This is a genomic window from Brevibacterium aurantiacum (assembly GCF_900169065.1).
In the GTDB taxonomy this organism is placed as follows: Bacteria; Actinomycetota; Actinomycetes; order Actinomycetales; family Brevibacteriaceae; genus Brevibacterium; species Brevibacterium aurantiacum.
The window spans coordinates 135,446-160,909 of record NZ_FXZB01000007.1 but is presented as its reverse complement, the minus strand read 5'-3'; the positions used below and the strand labels follow the sequence as shown (position 1 = coordinate 160,909).

General features: G+C 63.3%; 26 protein-coding genes. 12 read left to right on the top strand and 14 right to left on the bottom strand.

From position 1 onward, the window contains the following. Positions 1-450: 450 nt before the first annotated feature. From BAUR9175_RS06700 to BAUR9175_RS06650, 11 genes are all read right to left on the bottom strand, one after another. On the bottom strand, positions 451-2,796 hold the full coding sequence (locus tag BAUR9175_RS06700; RefSeq protein ID WP_009883336.1) for a transglycosylase domain-containing protein: 2,346 nt from the start codon (positions 2,794-2,796) through the stop codon (positions 451-453). Between the two features lie 55 nt (positions 2,797-2,851). Beyond that, positions 2,852-3,790, bottom strand: a complete 939-nt coding sequence (locus BAUR9175_RS06695) for a metallophosphoesterase (RefSeq protein ID WP_009883335.1) — start codon at positions 3,788-3,790, stop codon at positions 2,852-2,854. Positions 3,791-3,863: 73 nt separating this feature from the next. Then, positions 3,864-4,775, bottom strand: coding sequence for a metal ABC transporter permease (locus BAUR9175_RS06690; protein WP_096158363.1), 912 nt, complete (start codon positions 4,773-4,775; stop codon positions 3,864-3,866). Beyond that, positions 4,772-5,644, bottom strand: coding sequence for a metal ABC transporter ATP-binding protein (locus tag BAUR9175_RS06685; RefSeq protein WP_009883333.1), 873 nt, complete (start codon positions 5,642-5,644; stop codon positions 4,772-4,774). Before BAUR9175_RS06685 ends, BAUR9175_RS06690 begins: the two co-directional genes overlap by 4 nt. A 2-nt stretch (positions 5,645-5,646) precedes the next feature. Continuing rightward, entirely contained in the window at positions 5,647-6,678 is a 1,032-nt protein-coding gene (locus tag BAUR9175_RS06680) for a metal ABC transporter solute-binding protein, Zn/Mn family (RefSeq protein WP_101583312.1), read from the bottom strand. A 194-nt stretch (positions 6,679-6,872) separates the two neighbouring features. Further along, entirely contained in the window at positions 6,873-7,925 is a 1,053-nt protein-coding gene (locus BAUR9175_RS06675) for an aspartate-semialdehyde dehydrogenase (RefSeq protein WP_096160266.1), read from the bottom strand. Next, positions 7,922-9,250, bottom strand: a complete 1,329-nt coding sequence (locus BAUR9175_RS06670) for an aspartate kinase (protein WP_101583310.1) — start codon at positions 9,248-9,250, stop codon at positions 7,922-7,924. Before BAUR9175_RS06670 ends, BAUR9175_RS06675 begins: the two co-directional genes overlap by 4 nt. A 315-nt stretch (positions 9,251-9,565) precedes the next feature. Beyond that, positions 9,566-9,799 (bottom strand): helix-turn-helix domain-containing protein, encoded by a 234-nt coding sequence (locus tag BAUR9175_RS06665; protein WP_009883155.1) that lies wholly within the window; start codon positions 9,797-9,799, stop codon positions 9,566-9,568. Beyond that, positions 9,799-10,485: a DUF2975 domain-containing protein gene (locus tag BAUR9175_RS06660; protein ID WP_125178000.1), complete on the bottom strand. Its 687-nt coding sequence runs from the start codon at positions 10,483-10,485 to the stop codon at positions 9,799-9,801. The genes BAUR9175_RS06665 and BAUR9175_RS06660 overlap by 1 nt, the downstream gene beginning before the upstream one ends. Before the next feature lie 191 nt (positions 10,486-10,676). Next, complete coding sequence (recR, locus tag BAUR9175_RS06655) at positions 10,677-11,282, bottom strand: recombination mediator RecR (RefSeq protein WP_009883158.1); 606 nt, start codon at positions 11,280-11,282, stop codon at positions 10,677-10,679. Next, the gene (locus BAUR9175_RS06650; protein ID WP_101583307.1) at positions 11,279-14,725 is read right to left on the bottom strand and encodes a DNA polymerase III subunit gamma and tau; all 3,447 of its coding nucleotides are present in this window, start codon (positions 14,723-14,725) and stop codon (positions 11,279-11,281) included. The genes recR and BAUR9175_RS06650 overlap by 4 nt, the downstream gene beginning before the upstream one ends. 116 nt (positions 14,726-14,841) lie before the next feature. Here BAUR9175_RS06650 and BAUR9175_RS06645 point away from each other — a divergent pair, with 116 nt between their 5' ends. Genes BAUR9175_RS06645 through BAUR9175_RS06610 form a run of 8 tightly spaced genes read left to right on the top strand, consistent with a single transcriptional unit; the run spans position 14,842 to position 20,450 of the window. Next, complete coding sequence (locus BAUR9175_RS06645; RefSeq protein ID WP_096168525.1) at positions 14,842-15,510, top strand: DUF1707 SHOCT-like domain-containing protein; 669 nt, start codon at positions 14,842-14,844, stop codon at positions 15,508-15,510. Then, positions 15,507-15,698 carry a hypothetical protein gene (locus BAUR9175_RS06640; RefSeq protein WP_141322633.1) on the top strand — a complete coding sequence of 64 codons (192 nt, stop codon included), beginning with the start codon at positions 15,507-15,509 and terminating at the stop codon, positions 15,696-15,698. Before BAUR9175_RS06645 ends, BAUR9175_RS06640 begins: the two co-directional genes overlap by 4 nt. A gap of 31 nt (positions 15,699-15,729) precedes the next feature. Then, the gene (locus BAUR9175_RS06635) at positions 15,730-16,779 is read left to right on the top strand and encodes a GNAT family N-acetyltransferase (RefSeq protein WP_101557408.1); all 1,050 of its coding nucleotides are present in this window, start codon (positions 15,730-15,732) and stop codon (positions 16,777-16,779) included. A gap of 38 nt (positions 16,780-16,817) precedes the next feature. Further along, positions 16,818-17,435, top strand: coding sequence for a DUF4178 domain-containing protein (locus BAUR9175_RS06630; protein WP_009883165.1), 618 nt, complete (start codon positions 16,818-16,820; stop codon positions 17,433-17,435). Further along, positions 17,435-18,013: a DUF2617 family protein gene (locus BAUR9175_RS06625; protein ID WP_083248665.1), complete on the top strand. Its 579-nt coding sequence runs from the start codon at positions 17,435-17,437 to the stop codon at positions 18,011-18,013. Before BAUR9175_RS06630 ends, BAUR9175_RS06625 begins: the two co-directional genes overlap by 1 nt. Then, entirely contained in the window at positions 18,010-18,351 is a 342-nt protein-coding gene (locus BAUR9175_RS06620; RefSeq protein WP_101583306.1) for a hypothetical protein, read from the top strand. The genes BAUR9175_RS06625 and BAUR9175_RS06620 overlap by 4 nt, the downstream gene beginning before the upstream one ends. 48 nt (positions 18,352-18,399) lie before the next feature. After that, entirely contained in the window at positions 18,400-18,825 is a 426-nt protein-coding gene (locus BAUR9175_RS06615; RefSeq protein WP_069599623.1) for a DUF350 domain-containing protein, read from the top strand. Beyond that, positions 18,822-20,450, top strand: coding sequence for a polyamine aminopropyltransferase (locus BAUR9175_RS06610; protein ID WP_009883172.1), 1,629 nt, complete (start codon positions 18,822-18,824; stop codon positions 20,448-20,450). Before BAUR9175_RS06615 ends, BAUR9175_RS06610 begins: the two co-directional genes overlap by 4 nt. Here the strand turns inward: BAUR9175_RS06610 and BAUR9175_RS19665 are convergent. The 3 genes from BAUR9175_RS19665 to BAUR9175_RS06600 form a co-directional block, all read right to left on the bottom strand. Further along, a complete protein-coding gene (locus BAUR9175_RS19665) occupies positions 20,447-20,686 on the bottom strand; it encodes a DUF4190 domain-containing protein (protein WP_257944287.1) in 240 nt (79 codons plus the stop codon). The genes BAUR9175_RS06610 and BAUR9175_RS19665 overlap by 4 nt on opposite strands. A 314-nt stretch (positions 20,687-21,000) precedes the next feature. Continuing rightward, a complete protein-coding gene (locus BAUR9175_RS06605; RefSeq protein ID WP_009883174.1) occupies positions 21,001-21,603 on the bottom strand; it encodes a TIGR03085 family metal-binding protein in 603 nt (200 codons plus the stop codon). Continuing rightward, positions 21,600-22,529, bottom strand: coding sequence for a Sir2 family NAD-dependent protein deacetylase (locus BAUR9175_RS06600; protein ID WP_069599621.1), 930 nt, complete (start codon positions 22,527-22,529; stop codon positions 21,600-21,602). Before BAUR9175_RS06600 ends, BAUR9175_RS06605 begins: the two co-directional genes overlap by 4 nt. Positions 22,530-22,571: 42 nt before the next feature. Between BAUR9175_RS06600 and BAUR9175_RS06595 the strand changes: the two genes are divergently transcribed. The 4 genes from BAUR9175_RS06595 to BAUR9175_RS06580 all read left to right on the top strand — a co-directional run bounded on the left by BAUR9175_RS06595 (position 22,572) and on the right by BAUR9175_RS06580 (position 25,424). Next, positions 22,572-23,024 carry a flavodoxin family protein gene (locus tag BAUR9175_RS06595; RefSeq protein WP_009883176.1) on the top strand — a complete coding sequence of 151 codons (453 nt, stop codon included), beginning with the start codon at positions 22,572-22,574 and terminating at the stop codon, positions 23,022-23,024. A gap of 121 nt (positions 23,025-23,145) precedes the next feature. Continuing rightward, positions 23,146-23,565: a hypothetical protein gene (locus BAUR9175_RS06590; protein WP_069599620.1), complete on the top strand. Its 420-nt coding sequence runs from the start codon at positions 23,146-23,148 to the stop codon at positions 23,563-23,565. A gap of 19 nt (positions 23,566-23,584) precedes the next feature. Beyond that, complete coding sequence (locus BAUR9175_RS06585) at positions 23,585-23,944, top strand: winged helix-turn-helix domain-containing protein (RefSeq protein ID WP_009883178.1); 360 nt, start codon at positions 23,585-23,587, stop codon at positions 23,942-23,944. Positions 23,945-23,996: 52 nt separating this feature from the next. Continuing rightward, positions 23,997-25,424, top strand: coding sequence for an amidase (locus BAUR9175_RS06580; protein ID WP_009883179.1), 1,428 nt, complete (start codon positions 23,997-23,999; stop codon positions 25,422-25,424). Positions 25,425-25,464 lie beyond the last annotated feature (40 nt).

Below are 25,464 nucleotides of genomic sequence, written 5' to 3'. Positions count from 1 at the left end.
ATGGGCAGACCGAGGTCGACCCGGTCGGGGTGGTGATGCCGCTGACCGCGTGATTCGTAGCCCGACCCCGCTGCTTAATACCAAGTTAAAGGAACTACCGAAGAACACCACGAAAAGGGACTTGACCCCAGCACTGGCCACGGTTCGTCGCCGGTTCACCTGTGCCCGACTCTGAAGGCGCCTTGGAACGAAATTCTCTGTTGGATTCGGGCAAGTAACAGTGAAGATAGACGTAGACCCATTCAATATCGGCCGTCTTCAACGCTGGTCGCGCTGATAAACGGGCACGGGCACCAGCTCCTGTTGCGACCTCCGTGGGCTATATTCGCTACTCTCAAATCCGATGCGTGGAGAGCTGGTCGGCTATTCGAGTTGTGTAGCGACGGGTGGGAACTACTAAGCGGGGTCGTTATCTGATAGACGCCTCTATCAGATAACGAAGCAGCTGTGTCAGTTGCCGCCGAGGCCGGGAGCCTCGCCACCATCTCCGCCGCCGGTGCCGCCGCCACCGCCGTTCGACGAGCCACCGCCACCGCCGCCGTTGCTGCCGGAGTTACCTCCGCCACCGCCGTTGTCGCCGCCGTTGTTGTGGCTTCTACCGCCTCCACCGCCGCTGCGGCCGCCGGTGGACGAACCGCCGCCACCGCCGGAGCCGCCTCCGGAGAAGTACTTGCTGCTGGGCTTCGGGAAGCCGGTGTTGCCCTTGGTCTCCTTGACTGCTTGCCTCATGTAGGCCTGCCAAGTCTTACCGGAGAGCGTGGCACCGTAGACTTGCCCATTAACAGCACCAGCACCGTCGTAGCGCCAATCGCGGGTTCCGCCCGGATCACCGGTCCAGACCGCGGTCGACAAAGTCTTCGTGAACCCGAGCAACCAGGTGTGACCGACCTCGAAGTTCGTCGTACCGGTCTTGGCACCGGCCGGGACTCCGATCTTCAGCGAGCTGGTCGTGCCGCCGTTGAAAGTCTGCGTCAGTGCGTAAGCAACGCCCCTGGCGACGTCCTTGGAGAGGACGCGCTTGCATCCTTCACCCGGAAGATCAAGCTTCTTGCCGTTGCGATCCTTGATCTCGGTGATCGGCTTGGGCCCGCAGAACTCACCTTCGTTTGCGAAGGTCGCGAATGCTGCGGCCATGGCGATCGGGGTGGTCTCCGTCGTACCGAGAATCGAGGAGGGCGAGAGCGCCTGAATGAAGCCCTGCTTGTTCTTGAAGTCGAGCGCCTCACCACTGCCGTATCGGATGCCCAGATCCATCGCGGTGTCCATGATGTCGCACATGTTCAACTGGTTGCCCATCGCGGCGTAACCTGTGTTGACGGAATTCTTCGTCGCCTCGAGCGCGGTCATCGACCCCTTACCTGGTCCGTCGCCGGCGTTGTTCGGGTCCCAGTCTCCGGCCATGTTCGGACAGCCCTCGTACTTCCAGGAGCTGGCCGGGAAATTGCGCTTCGTCGCATTGACGGTGGTGTTGAGGCTCTTTCCTTCCTTCAGCCATGCCGTCAGGACGAAAGGCTTCCACGTCGAACCGACCTGGAAGCCGCCGCCTCCGTTGTGCTTCTTGTCGACGGTGTAGTTGATCGAGGTCTTCTTGTTCTTGTCCTTCTTCTTGACCTCTCCCGCGGTGTATTCGCGGTTCTCGGCCATGGCGATGACTTCACCGGTTCCAGGTTCGATCGTCACCAGGGCGTGACCGGCGCCGGAGGGGTCGCCGACGGGGACGCGCTTCTTGATCTCTTTGTCCGCGATCTTCTGGATATCGGGATTGAGGCTGGTCTTGATCTTCAGACCACCACGTTGGAGGAAGGCCAGGCGTTCGTCAGCCGTGTCGCCGAAGGTGTCATCATTCATAATGACGTTCTGAACATAGTTGCAGAAGAATTCTGCCTTGCTCTTGGCTGCCGAACAGCCGTTCGGAGTCTCATGCAGGTCGAGGTCGAGGTCGGTCTTGACCGCCTTGTCGTATTCCTTCTGCGTGATGTGGTCGTACTTGAGCATCTGCCCGAGCACGGTGTTGCGACGCTTGAGCACCTGGTCGGGGGACCGCTGCGGGTTGAACGCCGAAGGGTTCTGCACAATGCCGGCGAGCATCGCCGACTGCGGAATATTGAGGTCCTTGGCGTCGATGCCCCAGTATTTGTGGGCGGCCGCCTGCACTCCGTAGGCATTGGGCGAACCGGAGTAGTTGTTGATGTTCATGTAGCGGTTGAGAATGTCCTTCTTGTCGTACTTCTTCTCAACTGCCACAGCGAGTTTGGCTTCGCGCAGCTTACGCGCATAGCCGGCCGTGCCCTCCGACTCCTTGGCTGCCGACACACCCTCTTTGTCCGCTTCGGCGTGGGCGTTCTCCGCGAGCACGTTCTTCACATACTGCTGAGTCAGCGTTGATCCGCCCTGTGTCGTCGAGGACACCATGTTGTGCACCGCCGCACGCGCGATGCCCTCGATGTCGACGCCGCCGTGTTCGAAGTACCTGTAGTCCTCGACTGCGATCGTCGCGTCCTGCATGTGGTCTGAGATCTCATCGAGGGGCACCTCGACTCGGTTCTGCCAGTAGAACTCTGCGATCTCCGATCCGTCGGAGGCAAGCATCGTCGACTTCTCCCCCAGATCCTGGATCTCGAGGGTGGCGGGAAGCGAATTGAAGATCTCGACGGCACTGTTTGCGCTGGCAGTAGCGACGCCGACCCCGGGGATGGCAAGACCGGCGGCGACGATTCCCGCCACCGCGCTCACGGCGACGAATTGGAGGAACGCACCCGTCTTGGTCGGATTCGGATTTGACTCAGGAGACACCATGACAACAAGTTTAGCTAATACGAGTTGTGCAAATTCTCAAAAACCGTTGAGAACGTCAGCCTCTGGGAACCAAGGTCAGGAGGCTGACCTCGGGACGGCAGGCGAAACGCACCGGTGAGAAGGGCGAGAAGCCCAACCCGGCAGAGATCTCGACAAGAGATTTTCGATACGGAAAGACACCTCTCGCGCGTGTCCGATCCAGGTCGCAGTTCGTCACCGGCGCACCCCAGAAGGGGACCCGAATCTGTCCCCCGTGGGTATGTCCGGTCATGATGAGATCGGCCCCCGCCGAGGTGAACGCCTCCAGGGTGCGCGAATACGGCGCGTGCGTAACGCCCACTTTCACCCCAGAAGCAGGATCGAACCGTGGGTAGTCGTACGCGTTCGGACCGCTCCCCTGACCCTGGTTCAGCTGGATTCGGTCGCGGTCGATGTGGGAATCCCCGAGACCGCAGAAATCGATCCTGGTCCCCCGGATCGTCAGACTCGCCTCGGCGTTGTCGAGGAAATGCCATCCACGGGTCACGGCGGGCGTGTCTCTGGCCTCGAACCCACGGATCAGGGCCTTGACGTCGAGGTCGGGCTGCGTACGGTGCTTCACCTCTGAAGGTGAGCGCAGGTACTTCGCGGGGTTCTTCGCTGTGGGTGAGAAGAAGTCATTGGATCCAAGGACGAAGACCCCGGGAACGTCGAGGAGCCCATCGAAGACATCGAGGACGGCGGGCACGATGTCGGCAGAGAGATTGTCGCCGGTATTGACGACCACGTCGGGCTCCAACCGGGTCAGCGCCTTGACCCATGCGGCTCTGTGTTTCTGCCACGGAGCCAGATGCAGATCCGAGACGTGCAGCATTCTGATGCTCTTCGCCCCGGCGGGCAGTATCGGCAGTGTGTGGCGCCGGACCGTGAAGAGGTGCGGTTCGATGACCGCTCCCCAGATTCCGGCCGCCGCGGGGACTGCAAGGGCGCCGGCGAATAGTGCACGTTTCTTCATTCGTCCAACTCTAGTCGGCGATCCTGCCCGTTCTCCCACCGACTGCCTCCCCCAAGGACCGCCTGACGGCGCCTCAGGTGACGGTCGCGACGGGGTTCTCATGTTCGTCTGCGGCACGGGCCGTGCGGCGACGATGCAGATGCTTCATCCGCCGCCGCCCCACGAGGCGGCAGACGAGGTAGATGAGGAAGGAGATCGTGGTGACGAACGGGCTGATCGGCACCACCGGTGAGCCGAGCGCGATGAGGATGCCGCCGACTGATGATGTGACCGCGAAGATGACGCTGAGCACCGGGACCCACACCGGGGAGGCCGAGAGCTGGGTGGCAGCCGCCGCCGGAGTGATGAGCAGAGCCAACACGAGGAGCACGCCCACCACCTGCACGCTCAATGCCACGGCCAGGCCGAGGACGAGCATGAACACGATCGTCAGCCCGGACACCGGCACCCCTTTGGCGCGGGCGACCTCGGGGTCGAGGCTGGCGAACATGAGCGGGCGCCAGATCACGGCGAGCACCAGAAGCACGATCAGCGAACTCACCACCAGGGTCATGATCTGGCTCGGGGTGATGGCCACGATCTGACCGGTCAGCAGCCCGAACTTGCTGGCGGCCCGACCGTCGTAGAGGGCGAGGAACAGGATCGCCAGGCCCAGGCCGAAGGGCATGAGCACGCCGATGATGGCGTTCTTCTCCGAGGCCTTGGCCCCGCCCACGCCGATGATGAGAGCGGCGATGATGGAGCCGATGATGGAACCGCCCACCACGTCGAACCCGATGAGCAGGGCGAAGGCGGCACCGGCGAACGAGAGCTCGGAGATTCCGTGGACTGCGAAGGGGATGTCGCGGGCCATGACGAAGACGCTGATGAGTCCGCCGACGACGCCGAGCAGCCCGGCCGCGATGAGCGAGTTGAACAGCAGCGCCACCAGCTCGCCGTAGTCTTCGAAGGTGAAGAGGCTGCCGAAGATCTCCTGAGCCGTCATCGGATCGCACCTCGTTCTATGGTCATGTCACCGTCGTGGACGTGGTGGTCAACGCATTCGGCCTCGCCGCCGACGACGATGAGCCGACCGCCCACTCGCACCACTTCGACTGGGGAGCCGTAGAGCCGGGACAGCGATTCGGTGGTCATCACCTCGGCGGGGGTGCCGACGAGGAAATGACCGCCCACGATATAGAGGACACGGTCGACGTAGGGCAGGATCGGGTTGATCTCATGGGTGACGAAGAGGACTGCAGTGTTGCGTTTGACCCGCTGCTCATGGAGCAGACTGGCCACGACTTTCTGATGGTGGATGTCCAGGGACAGGAGTGGTTCGTCGCACAGCAGCACCGACGGGTCGTTGGCCAGGGCCTGGGCCACGCGCAGTCGTTGGAGCTCGCCACCGGACAGTGTCCCGGCTGGCGCATCGGCATAGTCGCGGGCGCCGACGGAGTTCAGCAGCTCGTCGACCTGATGACGACGTCGCTTCAGGAAGCGGCCCGGTCCCCAGCGGTGCCCGTCGATGCCCATCCGGACCAGATCGCGACCGCGCATCGGGGTGTGCTGGTCGATTCCTCGCTGCTGGGGGATGTAGCCGATTGCCGAGTTGCCCGCATGAACATTCCTGCCGTCGATCTGGGCTGAGCCCGTCGACAGCGAATGCTGGCCCAGCAGCACCTTGAGCAGCGATGTCTTTCCGGTTCCATTGGGTCCCAGCACCGCCACGAACTCCCCCGGTGCAACGTCGAGGTCGAGGTCATGCCAGAGCACACGTTCCCCGAAACGCAGTTCGGCGTCGCGCAGACTGATCACCGGGGTGTGGCCGGTGGCCGTGGTCTGCTCTGGAGAAACGTTGGAATCAGGGGCCATTCTCAGTGTTTGTGTCCTTCGAGCGCGGTGGAGATTTCAGTGATGTATTCGCCCATCCAATCCGCGTAGTGCGTATCGGCCGGCATCGTCTCGCCGAGGTCGACGACCGGCACATCGGACTTCTCAGCCGTGGATTTCAACTGCTCTGCCTGTGGACCTGCCGCTTGAGTATTGTACCCAAGCAGCACCGCATCACCCGACGAGATCTGTTCCTCGGCCTTCTTCAGCACCAGCGGCGGCACATCGTTGCCCTCTTCCACTGCTTCGAGGAACTCATCGGAGGTGATGTTCTTCAGCCCCATGTCCGCAAACAGCCACAGCGGTACGGGCTCAGTGGCCGCGACCTCGTCACCCTCGTGCTCAGCCTTGGCGTCATCGATCTGCGACTGCAGCTTCTCCAGCGTCTTCTTGTACTCATCGGCATTGGCCGTGAAGTCATCTTTGTGTTCGGGCTCGGCCTCGCCGAGGTGGGTCGCAACCTCGTCGACGAGCTTCGTCATCGTGGGCAACGAGTACCAGAGATGTTCGTTGAACTCCCCGTGGGCGTGCTCGTGACCGTCTTCTTCGGCGTGCTCGTGACCTTCTTCTTCGCCGTGCTCATGGACGTGGCCGCCGCCCTTGGCTTCCTCATCACCGTGATCATGGGGTTCATTGCCGAGGTCCTCGGATCCTGGCAGACCGGAGATGGAGACAGTGTCGATGGTGTCGACCTCGACGTCGGAGGCCTCGAGCATCGTGGTCATGAACGAGTCGTAGCCGCCGCCGTTCTGGATGACCAGGTCGGCTTTCGACAGCTTCAACCGGTCCTGGGTCGTGGCCTCATAGGAGTGCGGGTCCTGGTTGGGGTCATCGATGACCGCGCTGACCTTCGCGAAGTCTCCTGCCACCTGGGACACAATGTCGGCGTACACATTGGTCGAGGCGACGACCGAGAGCTCGGTGGATCCAGAGGCCTGTCCCCCGCACCCACTCAGGGCCGCAACAGTGGTCACAGCGATTGCCCCGGACATGATGCCGAGTCGGGAAGAACGCATGGTGTGCCTTTCAGAGCGTGAGCGAGGGAATGTGTGACAACGACGTTCACACTACTCAGCTTGAAGACTCACCACTAATATAAATATTTATATATAGCAACCTGTTTATGTGTGGAAACAGGAGAGCCGCCCGAGACCAACGGTCTTCGGACGGCTCTCAGTCAGCTCAGCTCGAGCGTGCCTGTGATCTGTGCTCAGGCGGCCTGTGACTCAACCTTCTTCGCCAGCAGTGCTGCGATCTGCACTGTGTTCAGGGCAGCACCCTTGCGCAGGTTGTCGTTGGCCACGAACAGGACGAGGCCCTTACCTGCAGGGGCAGACTGGTCGGCACGGATACGGCCGACGAAGCTCGCGTCCTTGCCCGCTGCCTTCAACGGTGTTGGGACGTCATCCAGCTCGACCCCTGGCGCTTCGGCGAGCACCTCGGTGGCCTTGGCTGGGGTGATCTCGGAGCCGAACTCCGCGTGGATACTCAGGCTGTGTCCCGTGAACACGGGAACGCGCACGCAGGTTCCTGCCACGAGGAGATCGGGCTTCCCGAGAATCTTACGGCTCTCGTTGCGCAGCTTCTTCTCTTCGTCGGTCTCGAGTTCACCGTCGTCGACGATGGATCCTGCCATGGGCAGGACGTTGAACGCGATGGGCTCGACGTAGTTGTCCGGAGCGGGCAGGCTGACCGCGCTGCCATCGCGGGCCAGTTTGCGCGAGTCGGCGACACCGGCTTCGAGCTGGCTGGCGAGTTCCTCAACTCCGCTCACGCCGGAACCGGACACTGCCTGATAGGTGCTGACGATGAGTCGCTGGAGACCAGCGGCGGAATCGAGCGCCTTGAGGACCGGCATCGCGGCCATCGTGGTGCAGTTCGGGTTGGCGATGATGCCCTTGGGCAGTGTGTCCAGAGCCTCTGGGTTGACCTCGCTGACGACCAAGGGGACGTCAGGATCCGAGCGCCAAGCCGAGGAATTGTCGACCACGATGGCCCCGGCTGCGGCAAAACGTTCTGCCTGGGCACGGGAGGTGGCCCCACCGGCGGAGAACAATGCGATATCGAGCCCGCTGGGGTCCGCCTCGGCGGCGTCTTCGACGGTGATGGACTCACCGTTGAACTCGACGACCTTGCCAGCCGACCTAGCCGAGGCGAAGAGTCGCAGGCTGTTGATCTCGAATCCGGGATTGTCTGCCAGCAGGTCGAGCATGACGCCGCCCACCTGACCGGTTGCTCCGACTACTCCGATATTGACGCTCATCGTCCGGTACCTCCGTAAACCACTGCTTCGTCGTCTTCACTGTCGAGTCCGTACGCGGCATGCGCGGCACGGACGGCGTCGTCGAGGATGTCTGCTCGTGTGACGACGCTGATGCGGATCTCCGAAGTGGAGATCATGTCGATGTTGACCTGGGCATTGCTCAGGGCCTCGAACAGGATGGCGGTCACGCCTGGGTGAGAGCGCATCCCTGCACCCACGACCGAGAGCTTGCCGATCTGGTCGTCGTAGCGGACCTGGTCGAAGCCGATCGAGGCCTTCACCGCGTCGAGGGCTTCGAGCGCCTTGGCGCCGTCGTCCATCGGCAGGGTGAAGGAGATGTCGGTCTTGCCGGGTTCGCGGGTGGAGATGTTCTGGACGATCATGTCGATGTTGATCTCCGTCGCGGCCATGGTGTTGAAGATTTCGGCAGCCTTGCCGGGAACGTCGGGAACGCCGACGATCGTGACCTTGGCCTCCGAGCGATCATGGGCGACTCCGGAAATGATTGCCTGTTCCATGTTGGACTCCGTTTCTGATTCCGCTATTGCCGGGGCCTTCGATCCCTGCTTCGGCCGGAAGGCTTCAGGAATGGGTGAGTCGGTCACCCAGGTGCCTTGATTACGTGAGAATGAGGACCGCACGTGCACGGGCACGTTGTACCGGCGGGCGTACTCGACGCACCGGAGCATGAGGACCTTGGCGCCCGAGGCCGCCATCTCCATCATCTCCTCGTAGCCGATCTCATCGATCTTGTGTGCTGTCGGCACGATGCGGGGGTCGGCGGTGAAGACACCATCGACGTCGGTGTAGATCTCGCAGACATCGGCATCCAATGCCGCTGCGAGGGCAACCGCGGTCGTATCTGATCCGCCGCGCCCCAATGTGGTGATGTTCTTCGCTGTTTGGCTGACTCCCTGGAATCCGGCCACAATAGCCACATATCCCTGGTCGAGTGCCGAGCGGATGCGACCTGGCGTGACGTCGATGATGCGCGCCTTGCCGAACTGCTCGTCGGTGATCACACCGGCCTGTGAGCCGGTGAACGACTGTGCTTCCTCGCCGAGGTTGGCAATCGCCATGGCAAGAACTGCCATGGAGATGCGCTCACCTGCAGTCAGGAGCATGTCGAGTTCACGGGCTGGGGGCATCGGAGAAACCTGTTGGGCCAAGTCGATGAGATCGTCGGTGCTGTCTCCCATGGCCGACACCACGACAACTACTTCGTGACCGGCCTGACGGTTTTCGACAATTCGCTTGGCCACCCGCTTCACCGATTCCGCATCGGCTACCGAGGACCCGCCAAACTTCTGGACGACTATGCTCACTGCAGTCTCTTCCTTATCGCTGATAAGTTCCGTGCCGGGCGATCGATTCCATGGTTCCAAACATGGTGGTCTCGTGCTTGCTTCGATCAGGATTTCAGCCGTGTCGGCTCTCCGGCACCTCGACCATTATATGAGGTCAGCCATTTCACTTCACCTTCGCCCGTCATTCAGACACTGCTCAGGGACGCCGTTTTCGCGGCGACAGTCCGCCGAGATCCCCGCGCTGTTCACGATCTCGAGTACTCGAGCGACGATGTGATCTGCTTGTCTCAGACGACGCGATGTGCTCGTCTCGGTCGGGGCGATGTGCTCATCTCAGTCGGGGCGGACATTGACGGTGAACAGGTCCCCGGGCTGGCAGTCCAGAACCTGGCACAGTGCGATGAGTGTTGAGTATCTGATGGCTTTGGCGCGGTTGTTCTTCAGCACCGAGAGGTTGGCCAGGGACACATCGACGAGTTTCGAGAGTTCAGTCAGGCTCAGACCTCGCTGGGTCAGCAGAGAGTCCAGATGGCAGACGACGTGGAGTGATTCGAATTCCTCAACCATCAGACGAGGCCCTCGAGTTCTTCCGAAGCCCTCTGCCCCGAAGTGAAGCAGCGCCGCAGCAGCTCGATTCCACCGACGACACCCAGCAAGACGAACGCCTGGACCGTCGTCACGCCCGGACCTACCTCATCGGCGATGTCGAGATCACGCGAGACCATGTTGCTGCCCAGCACCATCGCGGCGAAATAGACCAGCCATCCCACGGCGATGAAGCTCTCGAGCACTCCGAGCGCCATGATCGAACGGCTGGTGAACGGGTCACCTTTGGCAATATCCCTGATGACGGGAACGATCGCGACTGCAGCGACTATGAAGGTGAGGATCAGCGCGATCTTCGCAATGAGGAGCAGGACCATCGTCGCGGTGGCCAGGTCGGTTGTGGACACCGTGATCTGAGTCAGTCCGCTCAGAGTCGCTTCTCCCCCTGGGAAGCCAAGTGTCGCCACAGCATCGGACTCGAATTCGAGCGGCAGCCTGATCTTTGCATGCACGAGGTCAGTGACCAGCTCGGTCACTGCATAGATCACGTAGAACCCAAGTGCCAGTCCCACCCAGAGTTCGTACCCCGTGCCGAACGCCTTCCGCTTGGCCGCACCGTCACCGCGCTTCACCCCACCCTTGGGCTTCCCGATGACGGCGTCGTCTGGCTCTTCGGGCAGTTCGCTCTGCCCATTCTCCTGTGCCATGATCCTGCCTTCCTGCTTCGGCGAGTCCTCCTGGGTCGTCAAAGCGTCGACCCCGAATTCATCGCCTAGATTCACCACTTCATATCGTTAGTCGATATATCGATAATCAACATACTTCACGATAATCGATATGGAGTCAAGAGGGCGGAGCGAAAGTTCACGGACATCCGCGAACACTGAGCAGAGGTGGATCAGTCCATTTCGCGACGGCCGGAAAAGGCCCGACCAAGGGTGACTTCATCGGCGTATTCGAGGTCTCCGCCGACAGGCAGTCCCGAAGCCAGCCTCGTCACAGTCACTCCCAGGGAGTTGAGCAGACGCACGAGGTAGGTGGCGGTGGCTTCACCCTCGAGGTTGGGGTCGGTGGCGATGACGCATTCCTTGACTTCGCCGTTCTGCAGGCGCGGCATCAGTTCCTTGATGCGCAGATTGTCCGGCCCGACTCCGGCCATCGGATCGATCGCACCGCCGAGCACGTGATAGAGGCCCCGGTACTCGCGAGTCCGCTCGATGGCCACGACGTCCTTGGGTTCCTCGACGACGCAGATCATCGAGCGATCGCGACGCGGGTCCTGGCACACTGTGCACTCTGCCTCTTCAGAGACGTTGCCGCAGATGTCGCAGAAGCGCACACGCTTCTTCACCTCTGTCAGGGCCTGAGCCAGTGAGCTGACGTCGGCGGATTCAGATTGGAGAATATGGAACGCCAACCGCTGCGCGGACTTCGGGCCGATGCCCGGAAGCTTGCCGAATTCCTCGACCAGGTCCTGCAGGGCACCTTCGTAAACCGCGCTCATACTTCTCTTTCATCAATGATCTCGCCGCCGAGGACCCGTGCGATCACGGCCACCCCGATCTGCGGGGCGTCCGAGATGTCGAGGTCCGTCTCCGGATCATACTCGTCCTCATCAGCCCCGGAGCTCTGAGGCCGAGCATCAGCGTGGGCATCATTCGCTGAAGATCCAGGCATCGTGGAGTTCCCGTTCTGCGAGTACCCGTTCTCTCCGCTCTGGGCCGGTGGCTGCGGGGTGCTGCCACCATGCTTTTCAGCAAGAGCGGCGAAACGGGACTTGAACGGCTTCGCCGCTCCATGCCCCTGTGGTCGTGAGGACTGGGCAGGTGGCTGAGAGGTAGTCTCCGGCAGTCCAGTACCACCATCGGCGTAGTCACCGAGGAAATCAAGGTCGTCGTCTTCCGGCGGAGGGACGACAAGTGCTCCGACTTCCACAGCGCCCGAGCCTGCACTCGTGAACTCCTCGCCCGCAGCTGCAGGCTGGGTCTCTCCGTCTGAGGAGTCGCCGAGGTTCGGGGCCTCTTCGTCGGGTCCGTCGTGCCAGGTCGGCTCCTCCCACCGTGGCTGCACATACTCCATCGGTGCATCCTCCGGTGCCGACTGCGCCTCCGGTGCTGCGGCATGTGGCGCGAGATCCGCCCGGTGATCCACCTCCGGCTGCTCAGGGGCAGTGTTGTCCGAGGGATCGCTGAAGAAGTCCTCATCGGAGAGGTCAGGTACGACAATGTCCGAGTCCGCCAGGGACTCGTCCGAGGCAGGCTGTTCGAACGTCGACTGCTCAGAGGCCTGCTGTTCGGGGCTCTGACCTGCCGACGCCGCCATTTCGGCAGGTGCCTGCTCCTCGACAGGTGCCGACTGACCGCCTGAATCCTGCGCGTCGTCCGCCGTGTTCTGGTCGGTCGGAACGTTCTCTTCCCGCGAAGCAGGTTCGTCGGTGGGGCCAGAGTGGGCGCTTGGTCCGTCTCCGGCATCGTTGGAAGCGTCTGCAGATGGTGAGTCGGAGGTGGCATCGGAATCTGGGCCAGAGTCTGAGCCGGATTGAGAATCAGTCGGTGGCTGAGGTGCTTCGTGTGACGCCGGCTGTTCCCCCTCCTCGTCGTCATCGGACCATGGGCCCTGCGGAGAGCCGCTGGTCTCCCAGAACTTCTCATGATCGACCTGCGGTTTGTCGACCTCGCGTGTGCCGACGACCGCGGCCACTTCCTGCGGACTGGGTCGTCTTTGGGCGGGTGCCGGATCCCGATTTCCTGGAGCCTCGCTCGGCGCCGACGCCGAGGCTCCCTTGCCGCCTGTCCCGCGTCCGGCATCTGCCTGGCCCGAGTTCCCGCCGATACGACCGACATCACCGATGTCGATACGTGCCTGAATGCCGAGGACGTCATTGATCGCCATCGCCAGCTTGGCCGCATGGTCTCTCTGCTGGAAGCCCTGAACGGAACCGGCATTGTTAAATCCGAGGTAGACGACTCCAGCGGAATATGACTGCGGGATCGCATTCGCCGCAATGATCGCTCTGGTCAGGCGACTGCGTTTTTCGACTGCGGCAAGGATGCTCGGCCAGGCCCGTCGAATCGCTTCGATTTCACCGCCGATGTGACCGGCGCCGGCCACGGCATCGCCCTCCGGCGCAGAGTTATCCGCCGAGGCTGAGCCCCGAGGCTGCGCACCGGCCTTCTGCTCGCTACGGACCTGGGGAACTGGGTCGGACTGGGCTGAGCCGGACTGGGCTGAGTCAGCCGGAGCGTGGTCATAATGACCTGGGCCAGCCGCATCTGAGTCAGCCGGCGCCTGAGCCTGCGAGACCTGGCCCTGCGAGGCCTGAGCCTGCGAAGCCCGGTCAGGCTGCTCCTGGGACGAAGGCATGGCGCCAGGCTGCTGAGCATGTGAGGCATCTGAGCTCGACGGTGAATCACCGTGCTGAGCATCGCGACCGGATGGCCGATCATCCGCGACGGCCTCCGCAGCCTGCGCGGAGTCTTCGGGAAGTGACGACCGATCTTCCTGTGGACTATCGGCTGGAGTCGAGGCTGGTGGCTCGTTGAGCATGGACTCGGCGGCCGCGGCCATCTCGGCGAGCTCGTCGAAATCATCTCGTGGCGCCTGGCTCGGCGGCGGTGCCTGATTCGAGGACTGCGCTGCGGGAGCCGGCGAAGGCTGCGACTGTCCCGAAGCGCCTTGTGACTGTCCCTGCGCCGGCGGTGTGGAACTCGATTGCCCGCCGTCTCCGGACGGGGCAACCGCCTCCGGCTGAGCAGGTGGAATGTTCGCGGCTGTGCCCGAGGCGGACATGCCGATGCGGCGTTCCATCCGTTCGACACGGCTGAGCACGGCGTCTCGACTGCGACCCGAGCCGGGCAGAAGAATGCGCGCACAGATCAGCTCGAGCTGCAGCCTCGGCGAGGTTGCTCCTGACATTTCGGTCAGGCCCTGGTTGAGCAGGTCCGCCGATCGAGAGAGCTCACCCTGTCCGAAGCCTCTGGCCTGCAGAGTCAGTCGCTCGAGGCGGTCCGGAGGGACTTCCGGCAAGAAGGCATGAGCCGCCTCGGGGGCAGCATTGATGACGATGAGATCGCGCATGCGCTCGAGCAGATCCTCAACGAAGCGACGCGGGTCCTGCCCCGACTCGATGACCCGCTCGACGGCACGGTAGACCCCGCCGCCATCGCCGGCGGAGAAGGCGTCGACGATGTCGCTGAGCAGGGAGTCAGGGGTGTATCCCAGGAGCGCGATGGCTCCTGCATAGTCGACGCCACCGGGACCCGAACCGGCGATGAGCTGGTCGAGCACGGACAGGGTGTCACGCACGGATCCGCCGCCGGCGCGCACGACGAGCGGAAGCACACCCTTGGCAACCTGCACACCTTCGCGGTTGCACAGGTCTTCCATGTAGTTACCCAAAGCTTCGGGCGGGACCAGGCGGAACGGGTAGTGATGGGTCCGCGAGCGGATTGTGCCGATGACCTTCTCAGGCTCGGTCGTCGCGAAGATGAACTTGATGTGAGGCGGCGGCTCCTCGACGATCTTGAGCAGCGCGTTGAAGCCCTGCGAGGTCACCATATGGGCCTCATCGAGGATGAAGACCTTGTACCGATCACGGGCCGGGGCATAGATCGCGCGCTCACGCAGGTCGCGGGCATCGTCGACGCCGTTGTGGCTGGCCGCGTCGATCTCCACGACATCGAGCGAACCCGAGCCGCCATTGGCCAGGTCCTCACAGCTCGGGCACTCACCGCAGGGCACAGGAGTCGGCCCCTTGGCACAGTTGAGACACCTCGCCAGGATCCGTGCCGAGGTGGTCTTGCCACACCCTCGGGGGCCGGAGAACAGATAGGCATGGTTGATGCGGCCACGTTCGATCGCGGCCTTGAGCGGATCGGTCACATGCTCTTGACCGATGACCTCATCGAAGGTCTCTGGGCGGTATCTTCTGTACAGTGCGGTGGACACATGCTTAGCCTAATGCCAACGGCTGACACGACACACGCACCCGCTCCTCGTCGCCATCGTGAGCTTGCGCCCATTGCCGTTGTGGACGAGCGCGTGAATCGGGCACGATAGAGATCATGAGCAACTCCTCCTCCCATTCCCCTGACGACGATCGTGCCGAAAACGACCCGGCGAAGACCTACCGCATCGGACACAAAGAGCGTGACGAAGCGATCGAAGTCCTGCGCGAAGCCGCCGGCGACGGCCGGATCACGGTGGAGGAACTCGACGAACGTATGGAGAAGGTCCATGCCGCCCGATTCCCGATCGACCTCGACGAAGTCCTCTCCGACCTCACCATCCAACTGCCCTCTGATCGATTCCGCCCCGGTACCGCTGTCAGCCGATCGGCTCCCGCTGGCCGGGCCATCGAGTCAGGCAAGCCATTGGTCATCAAGGCCGGCTGGGAGAGCGACCTCCGCCGCGGGCGGTGGCAGGTCCCGCCCTACATCAGGTGCGAGCCGTCGATGTCGAACGTCGAACTGAACTTCCTCGAGGTCGAGACCGACCTTGAGGTCATCCATGTCGAAGTCGTCGCCGGAATGGGGTCGGTCGTCGTCGTCGTTCCCGATGACTGGGCCGTCAACGTCGACGACCTGTCCAAGTCCTGGGGCTCGGTGAAGTCCGTGGTCAACGCAATTCCCGAGGGCCGCAGACCGACCATCGTAGTCACCGGCTCGATCGGCATGGGTTCCTTCCGGGCCCGCTTCGCGAATTTCCTCGACCGTCGTCGGATGGCCAAGTGATGGAGCCGGGTCTCGGCGCCGTCATCTTCCTCATCCTGACCATCATCGTGGTCTTCAGCGTGGGTGCCTTCCTCATCTACCGGGTGATGAATCGTCCCAACGCACACATCGGCTCCCGCCTGCCCACAGAGGATCCCAACGCCGAGGTGGGACCTGAGGACGGATCGGACCCTGCCTCGAATCCTTGAAATCCGGGTCGAAGCGTGGTCGACTCAAGTCATGGTCGATGTCCAGATCACCCGCATCGAGCCCGACGACGTCGACGGGCTCACGCAATGGCGTGCGCTCATGTGTGAGGCCTACACCGTCGGCCGCACCGCCGCCTGGTGGCAGAGCCTCGAGTCGACCCTCACCCAATTCGCACAGCCGCGCTCCGACAAGGCCGACATCGCACTCGTGGCCCACCTCGGCGAAGTACCCGTCGGCGGCGCCGAGATCAACATCGTCACTGACGCCCCTGCCGATGTCGAAATCGGGATCCTGCCCGCGCACCGACGACAGGGACACGGCACGTCGATCGCCGGAGCCGTCGCGGATCTGCTGCGTGGACGCACGGAGCTCGTCCAGACCGAAACCTACTGCCCGGAGGGGGTGGCCTTCGCACAGGCACAGGGACTGATCATCGGCAATGAGGAACAGCGGCTGCTGCTGGACCTGCCGGCCTACCTGCGTGATGATGCCAACCGCTACAGGGACCCGGCTGTGAAGTCACGGCTGGCGATAGACCCCGATCCGAATGTGTCCATCACCTCGTGGATCGGTGGCTGCCCGGACGAAGCAGTCGAGGACTGGGCACGGCTGCGTCAGCAGATGGACGAGGACGTCCCGGTCGGTGACCTCACGCGCACGCTCAAGCATGCCGGTGCCGACGCGATCCGCACCCATGAGGAGCGGATGGCCGACCAGGGCTGGATTCTGGTCAGCTCGATCGCCCACGTCGACGACCACACCGCCGAGGTCGACGACAATGCCGCTGACGGGCCGGTTGCTGTCGGGTACACGGAGATCATGGTCTCCCGCCACGAGACGGACATCGTCGTCCAGGAGGACACCTTCGTCGAGGGAGCGTATCGCGGTCGTGGCATCGGACGCGGGCTCAAGGTCGCGAACATGCGCCAGCTCCACGAGATCCCGGAAGTCGCCCAGGCCGACTGGATCCAGACCTACACAGCCACGGGCAATGGGCCGATGCACGCGCTCAACCGGGATCTCGGCTTCTTCCCTGCGGATTCCATGACCGCGCTCGAGGGACGTTTCGACTACAGTTGAGTGTGAAAGTTCCGGCTATCTGATCGAAGCAGGCACCCGTGTCATCGAATATCCTCATCACCGTCTTGGTGTTCATCATCGTCGTTCTCATCACGGTGATCGTCATCCGCAGGCGTGCTGCCAGCCGCCGCAAGTTCGAAGAGAATGCGGCCGCACCCCGCCGACCACAGGATCCGTTCGCGCCGGAGCAGAACGCAGGCGGGGATCCGGAGACGATCAAGGCCGGTGACCTGCTCGAATTCGGCAATGAGAAGTTCTTCGTCCGCGGCACCCTGCGCATCTCAGAGGGCGGCTACGACTGGGCCGAGCACTTCTTCCAGGCCGACCAGTCCGCTACCCGCCTGTGGCTGACCGTCGAGAATGATCCCGATCTGCAGGTCTCCCGGTGGAGTGATCGCCCCGAGCTCGACATCGAGCCCAAGGCCAAGACCATCACGATCGAGGGCACCGAGTACAAACTCGTCGAGCACGGCACCGCCTCCTATCGCTCCGAGGGCACCACCGGCCTCAATGAGAAGGGCGGCGTCGACTACGTCGACTACGAGTCCGATGACCACAAGCTGCTCGCCTTCGAACGCTTCGACCACGGTCGTTGGGAAGTGAGCACCGGCGAATCGATCCCGGTCGGTTCCTTCACCATCTATTCGGGCAGCTGATGACACTCACTCCCCCATTGACACACCCGGTGCCGGCCCAGCACCTGAGCGTCGACGTGGCCTTCGCCGATACGTCTGCCCAGGCGCTGACCTTCAGCCTCGACCATGGCCGCATCACCCCTCTGGCCTCCGACTTCATCGACCTGCCGTCGTCGAATGGGCAGGATCGTTTGCAGCTCGAGCTCCACGTCATCGGCTCCTCCCACCAAGTGATCCTGAGCGACAACAACACTGACGCGTTCATCGAAACCTTCGCCTGCCTCGGCGAGGATGAGCGTCCCGGCTGGGACACGACCCGCACCACCGCTGGAACCTGGTCGGGATTCACCCGACATCAGTTCCGCTGCGAGCTCACAGATGTTCCCGGCAGCTTCAGTGATGCCGCCGCCGAGGTGGTGGCCCGTTCGAGTGCCCACGACCGTCACCTCGTCGTTGACTTCCCCGGTGAACCAGGTGCGCTGACGGCGCTGGCCCTGACCGACTGCAGTTCCGAGCAACTCTCCTGGCGGAGCTGGCACTGCTATCCACAGCACCGACAGATCGTGCACAGCCACAGCGAACTGAGGAGGAGATCATGAGCCGCGATCCCAATGTCTCCATGGGCGGAGGCTCCTTCAACTTCGACGCCGAGAACGGGCGCGGCTCCGGCGGCGGAGACCGCGGCTCCGGACCCTCGAACAACAATGCCGGCGGCCCGAAGAAACGCTCCGGCTGCGGCACCGTCATCGCACTGGTAGTCATCGTCCTGATCCTCGGCAACATCATGAATGGCTGCACGGATGACTCGGACGGCTCGGGTGGCGGTGGTGGCGGATTCTTCTTCCTGCCCTTCTTCGGCGGCGGCTCCAGCAGCGTCGGATCGAACTACGGCGACGGCTCGGGATTCCGCGGCGGCGGACCCGGCACCGGCAAATGACAGCGTTCGCGGCAAATGACAGCACCGACAGCACTCTGAAAGGCAATCATGTTGGCAGAACTCTTCTTTGAGATCGGGATCGTCCTCTCCTACGCCGTGAGCGGCCTCGCGCTCATGCTCATCGGCTACTTCGTCGTCGACCTCCTCACCCCGGGAAAGCTGCACGTCATCCTCTGGCAGCAGAAGTCGAAGAATGCCGTGATCCTCGTCGCGTCCGACCTCCTCGGTGTGGCGATCATCGTCATCGCCGCGATCCGTGCCAGCGCGGATGACTTCGTCTTCGGCATCATCTCCACCCTGGTCTTCGGCATCGTCGGCATCATCCTCATGGCCCTGAGCTTCCTGCTCATCGACGCCTTCACCCCCGGCAAGCTCGGCGACATGATCAAACCCGATGCGTTTCACCCTGAAGTGTGGGTCAATGCCTCCGCTCATGTGGGCATCGCGGGCATCATGGCCGCAGCGCTCCTTTGAGTTCACCGACAGAATCCGCTGACGCCGATAGCATCGGCGGCAGCAAACCGATCACGCTGCCGCTGAAGCCAGGACCCGCCCGCTTCTTCGTGCTCCTGGCCGTCTTCATCTGCGCCAGCTGCGGCATGGTCTACGAGCTCGCGCTCGTCGCACTCGGCTCCTACCTCCTCGGCGACACCATCGTTCAGGCCTCGATCGTCCTTTCGGTCATGGTATTCGCGATGGGCATCGGGTCCCTGGCCACGAAGCGCCTGACCGAGTTCGCCGCAGTCGCCTTCGCCCTCATCGAGGCCGCGCTGGGCATCATCGGCGGCCTCTCGGTCATCCTGCTCTACCTCGCCTTCGCCTTCGCCGACATCTACACAGTCGCGATGGTCGCCCTCGCCTTCGTCATCGGCGCGCTCATCGGCGCGGAGATCCCCCTGCTCATGGAGCTCGTCCAACGCATCCGGGCGCAGAAGGCCTCCAGCGCCGTCGCCGATCTCTTCGCCGCGGACTACGTCGGCGGGCTGGTCGGCGGGCTCGCCTTCCCCTTCATCCTGCTCCCGATCTTCGGTCTGCCCAGAGGCGCTCTGGCGGTGGGGATCACGAATGCCGTCGTCGGCATCCTCATCGTGCTCTGGCTCTTCCGCACCGAGATCCGCACCCGCACACAGGTGATCCTGGCTGGCCTGCTCGTCCTCATCGTCGGCGGACTCACCGTGGTCTGGGTGTTCACCGACGACATCGAGATGACGACCCGGCAGCGCCTCTACCGGGATCCGATCGTCTATTCCCAGCGCACGGACTACCAGGAGATCGTGCTCACCGAGTCACAGAAGACCGGGGACACGCGGCTCTACCTCAATGGAGATCTGCAGTTCGCTTCGGCCGACGAATATCGCTATCACGAGTCCCTGGTCCATCCGCTCATGGATGGGCCCAAGCGCAATGTCCTCGTCCTCGGCGGCGGGGACGGTCTGGCTGTGCGGGAGATCCTCAAATATCCCGATGTCGAATCGGTGACACTCGTCGACCTCGACCCCCGCGTCCTCGAACTCGCCAAGACATCGGACCACTTCACTGACTTCAACGAAGACTCCCTCGATGATCCCCGAGTGAAGACCATCGCCGCCGATGCGTTCACCTGGCTGCGCGAAGCCGAGCACACCGCCTACGATGCGGTCATCGCCGATCTGCCGGATCCGGACGATGTCGCCACCTCGAAGCTCTACAGCATCGAGTTCTACGGACTGATCAAACAGGTCATGTCCCCCGAGGCCAGGCTCGTCGTCCAGGCTGGCTCCCCGTACTTCGCTCCGGAGGCCTATTGGGGCATCGGGGAGGCCGTCGCCGAGGCGGGCCTGGCCACCACGCCCTATCACGTCGATGTCCCCAGCTTCGGTGACTGGGGCTATTTCCTGGCCGATGCCTCCGAAGGCAGTGGAGCCGAGGAGCAGGGTCCGAACGTGACAATCCCCCGGGATGCTCCCGAGGGATTGAAATTCGCGACGGCTGAAGTGCTCGCGTCCTCCACCACGTTCGCGCCCGACCGTGATCGGGCTTCCGTCGGTGATGTTGAGGCCTCGACCCTGCTCCACCCTCGCGTGCTCGACCAGGAGCGCGGAGCCTGGGTCGGGTACTAGGCCCCGAGGAGTCCTGCCAGTCCGGCGAATCCTGCGATGGACAGGCCGAGCAGTCCGCCCAGCACCGCCACTGAGATGAAGACGATGCCGAGGATGAAGCCCCATTTGCCCATCTCGTTGTCGCCGAAACCCGCGCTTCGTGAGTTCTTGCGCGCCATATGGCCGGTGATGATGCCGACGATGGGGCCGAGGAAGTTGAAGCCCAGGAAGGTCGAGAGGGTCGCGACGAGGGAGATGATTCCCAGGACCTTGCCCGGATCTTCCTCTGCCCGGGCGCGGTAGGACTGCGGTGGCTGTGCGCCGGTGGTGTAGCCCTGATTCGCTTCCAGGTAGCCCTGGCCACCAGTGGTCGAGGAGTATCCGGAGTTCGAGGGGTAGTTGGTCTCTGCTGTGTAGTCGGAGTTGGGGGTGGGGGTGGGGTGGATCTTTCTGCCTCTGCTTGTGCGGCTGCTGTTGGTATCAGCTTAGGAACTTGCACTTGGCAGGGGAATGATACAAACCGTTCAGCTGTTCGGGGGTTTTCCCCCGCCTCGCCCAACGATGCGGTCCCTCACTTCACATCGACGAGGGCATGGTCCTCTCGGCCCATGAGGTAGAGCAGGATCTCCACGGGTTCACCGGTGATGGTGAGCCCCTGGGCACCGCCCTTACTCCCGCCGGATTTTCTGCCCGTGCTGTGCTGGCCGAATCCGGGGCTGACGATCGTGACGCGGCCCTCGGCCTTGGCAGCGAAGGGTAGGAGCGCGGTTCGGCACGCTGTCCACACGGCACGGTTCTCCGGCAGGGACAGCCTGCGTGGGATCCATTCGATCTCCGCGCGTCGGATGTCCTCGTGGTGGACGATGTATTCGGCGGTGTTCATCACGGATTCGACGCCGGGCCACCGACCCGGGGTCCACCTCGGCGGGGATGCCACGAGACCCAGCAGACTCGAATACGGCATCGCGGCATACACACGTTCCTGCTCCTCGCGCTTGCCTTCGAGCTTCGGCATGAAGATGCCGAGGGCGGCCACGGGGTGGCGTTCGCGGATGACGAGGTGGGTGGCAAGGTCACGTGTCGTCCAGCCCTCGCACAGCGTCGGGGCGTCTTCACCGGCCCTGTTGGCTGTATCGACGAGGCGGAGGCGTTCGGTTCGGGCAAGATTGCTCATGCCTGAAGCTTGTCATCATCGCCTTGGATTCCTCTGAGTGCCCACCCCTTGACGAAGTCGCCGACGCGGGAGATCGAGCGGTAGTCAGCAAGCTCATCTCCCCTGGTGGGACCGTCTGTGACGATGACCACCGGCTTCCCGGCCTTCGCCGCCGCCCGCACGAAACGCAGCCCCGACAACACCGCGAGCGAGGATCCGAGCACGACGATTCCACTCGCCTCAGCGCAGATGCGATTCGCCTCCTGCAGCCTCGCCGGAGGCACGGAGTCACCGAAGTACACGACATCGGGTTTGAGGATTCCACCGCAGCGGGGGCAGTCGGTGACAATGAAATCCGCCGTCTCCTCCAGATCCACGTCACCGTCGGGGGCCGTCTCGACATCGATCGGATCGATTCCCACGAGTTTCGCGAACTCGGGGTTGAGCTCGCTCAACTGGATCTGGACCCAGTCTCGGTCGAACATGTGCCCTTCCTTGAGGCAGATGACACGATCCAGGCTGCCATGCAGATCGATGACCGGACTGCGACTGCCCTCCTCCCGTGCCGCGGCCTGGTGGAGTCCGTCGACATTCTGCGTGACGATGCCGGCGACGGGCAGCTGAGCGAGCCCCAGATGTGCCGCATTAGGCCGGGCAGAGCGCATCCGCGGCCAGCCCACCCAGGAACGCGCCCAGTAGCGGGCTCGCTGGTCGGGATGGGATAGGAAGGTCTGGATCGTCATCGGCTGGCGGGGAACGGCGTCGGGTCCCCGATAGTCGGGGACTCCCGAATCCGTGCTCATCCCGGCCCCGGTCAGCACCGCCCACCCGGAGGTGTCGATTCCCACGGCCTCGGCAGCGCCGGTGAGCACGTCGATGATCTCATCATCGCTGTGGCTGGGCTCGGGTCGTGTCCGCCCGCGGAGCGGATCAAAGATGACTGCCACGAATCCTCCCTCGTCGAAATGCTGCAGGGTTAGTCTGGTCCCATGGTCAGCATATTGCTCGTTCATCATTCCCCGTCACAGGCAACGACTGAAATCGCCGAGGCGGCCCTGTCCGGACTGCGCATGCCGGAGCTGGGTGACGTCGACGTCATAGTCCGTCCCGCCTTGGAGGCGACGGCCGAGGACGTGCTCGCCGCCGATGGGTTCGTCCTCGGCACGACGGCGAACTTCGGCTACATCTCCGGAGCCCTCAAGCACTTCTTCGACACCACGTACGACGCGGTCAGGGAGCCGACCGCCGGTCGCCCGTTCTCCTATTGGATCCACGGCGGCTACGACACGACCGGAGCGGAGACCGCGATGAAGCAGATCACGACGGGTCTGGGCTGGAGGCTCGCCTTCGACCCGCTCATCGTCACCGGCGAGGTCACCGCCGACCACCTCGGCGCGACCACCGAGCTTGCAGCCACAGTGGCTGCTGCGGCTTCTGCCTGAGCCCTGCTGCGAGAACAACTTCGCGAAAGCACTTTCCATTATGGAAAGTACTTGCTAAGCTGTAATTACTTCCATCAGGAAGTCACCGTTTCTCGGTGAAGACAGCAACGAAGGAGTTGTCATGACCACGCCCACCCCGCAGCAGGCCAAGGACCTTCTCTCGCAGGTCGAGTCGAATCAGGCCCACGCCCGATCCAGCGATGCCTGGCCGCTGGTCACGATGCTCTTCGTCTACAGTGCGGCCATCTCCGTGGGGATCCTCGCCGTCGGACTCATCGAGGACAACACGACCCAGCTGATCATCCTCGGCGCCGGCGGCGCCTGGCTGGTGCCGACCCTCATCGTCTATTCCGTGAAGGCCCTGAGCTGGAGTCGCCGGTCAACCGTCCTGCTCTGCACCTGGCTGCCGCTGACCTTCGTCGCCCTGTTCACAGCGATCATCGTCGACTCGTTCACTCCCACGTCGTGGGTGCCGTTCGCCGCTGCCGGCTTCATCTGGGTCCTCTCCCCCATCATGGCCCTTGTCGGACTGCGCCGCTGAGAAAGGACGAGGCACGATCATGAATCCCTACATCAGCACCGACGACGAATCCGATGACACGATGGACAACCTCGGCGAGTCCTTGACTCGGATCGAATCAGATCTGAACAATCCCACTCGACTCGGCATCGTGGCGAGTCTGAAGAATCGGGACCGCGCGGAATTCAAACTCCTGCGCGACTCCCTCGGCGTCTCCGACTCCGTGCTCTCCCGCCACATCTCCGCCCTCGAGAAGGCGGGGCTGGTCGAGGTCCGAAAGGGCTATGTCGGCAAACGCCCCCGCACATGGGTCGCCATCAGCACAGACGGGAGCGCCCGACTCGACGCTCATGTCCAGGCCCTGCGGGAGCTCGCCGGGGGCGGCGCTGACCAGCAGTGACGTTCTGAGATTTCCCGGTTAGCATGGGGACAACCTATGCAAGGAGGCGTCCATGGCCAGCAGCACAACCACCTCGGCGAACAGCGGACTCGAGTTCCGTGAGCTGCACGAGGTCTCGGAACTCATCAGATCCGGGCGGCTGAGCTCCAGGGCAGCCACCGAGGCCATGTTCGACCGGATCGACGAACTCGACCCTCACCTCCTGTCCTTCGTCACCCTGATGCGCGAATCGGCCTTGGCCGCCGCCGACGACCTCGATGAACGTCTGGCGCGCGGGGACTGGCTGGGTCCGCTGCACGGTGTGCCGCTGGCGATCAAAGACCTGGCCTACACCCATGACGCGCCGACAGGTGCGGGCACCACGATCCACGCCGACTTCCAGCCCGACTTCGACGCCACCGTCGTGGCTCGCCTGCGGGCGGCCGGGGCGGTGATCCTGGGAAAGCTGCGGCTCACCGAGGGTGCGTTCACCGGACATCATCCCGACCTGCCGACCCCGGTCAACCCTTGGGAGCCCAACACCTGGTCAGGGGTCTCCTCGAGCGGTTCGGGCGTCGCGACCGCAGCCGGCCTCTGCTACGGCTCGTTGGGCTCGGACACCGGAGGTTCGATCCGACTGCCGTCCTCGGCCAATGGGGTCACCGGACTCAAATCCACCTGGGGCCGGGTCTCACGCAACGGCATCTTTCCCTTGGCGCCGAGCCTTGACCACATCGGACCGATGACGCGCAGCGCACGCGATGCCGCCATCATCCTCGAGGCCATCGCCGGCCATGACCCGAACGACCCGACGTCGGCGCTTGAACCGGTGCCCCGCTACAGCCGGCAGCTCAGGCTCGAGACCACCCCGGTCGTCGGATTCGACCGCGAACTGGCAGCCGAACATTTCGATGACGTCACCAACGAGATGCTCGAATCCACCATCGAGGTGCTCCTCGACCTCGGTTGGCGCGTCCTCGACGTGCGCACCCCCGGATTCGCCGAAGCGGCACAGGAATGGACTGCCCTGTGCGGAATCGAGACCGCGGGCGTTCACGCAGAGAACTACCCGTCGAGGTCGGCCGAGTACGGTCCCGACCTCGCCGGCCTCATCGAGATCGGGCGCGGCCTCAGCGCCATCGACTACCACGAGCTGCTCGAATCCCGGCGAGCATTCACCGGTCGCATGCGCGCTCTCATGTCCGACATCGACCTGCTGCTGCTTCCAGGCATCGGCGCCGCCTCACCGACGATTTCACAGATGGAGAATCTCGGCTCCGACGCCGAGCTGTTCGCCGGAGTCACGATTCCGACGGCACCGATCGACAACTGTGGCATGCCCTCGATCACTCTGCCCGCCGGCTTCACCGAGCGCGGCACCCCGCTGGCTGCTCAGTTCGTCGCCGGTGACTTCAAGGAGGGCCTGCTGCTGGCCGCTGGGCATACCTTCCAGCAGGCCACCGATTTCCACCGACAGCACCCTCACATCGTGGCCGTCTAGTCGAGGCTCACTGCGCCTGCCCAGGTCGGGGGCGCAGATC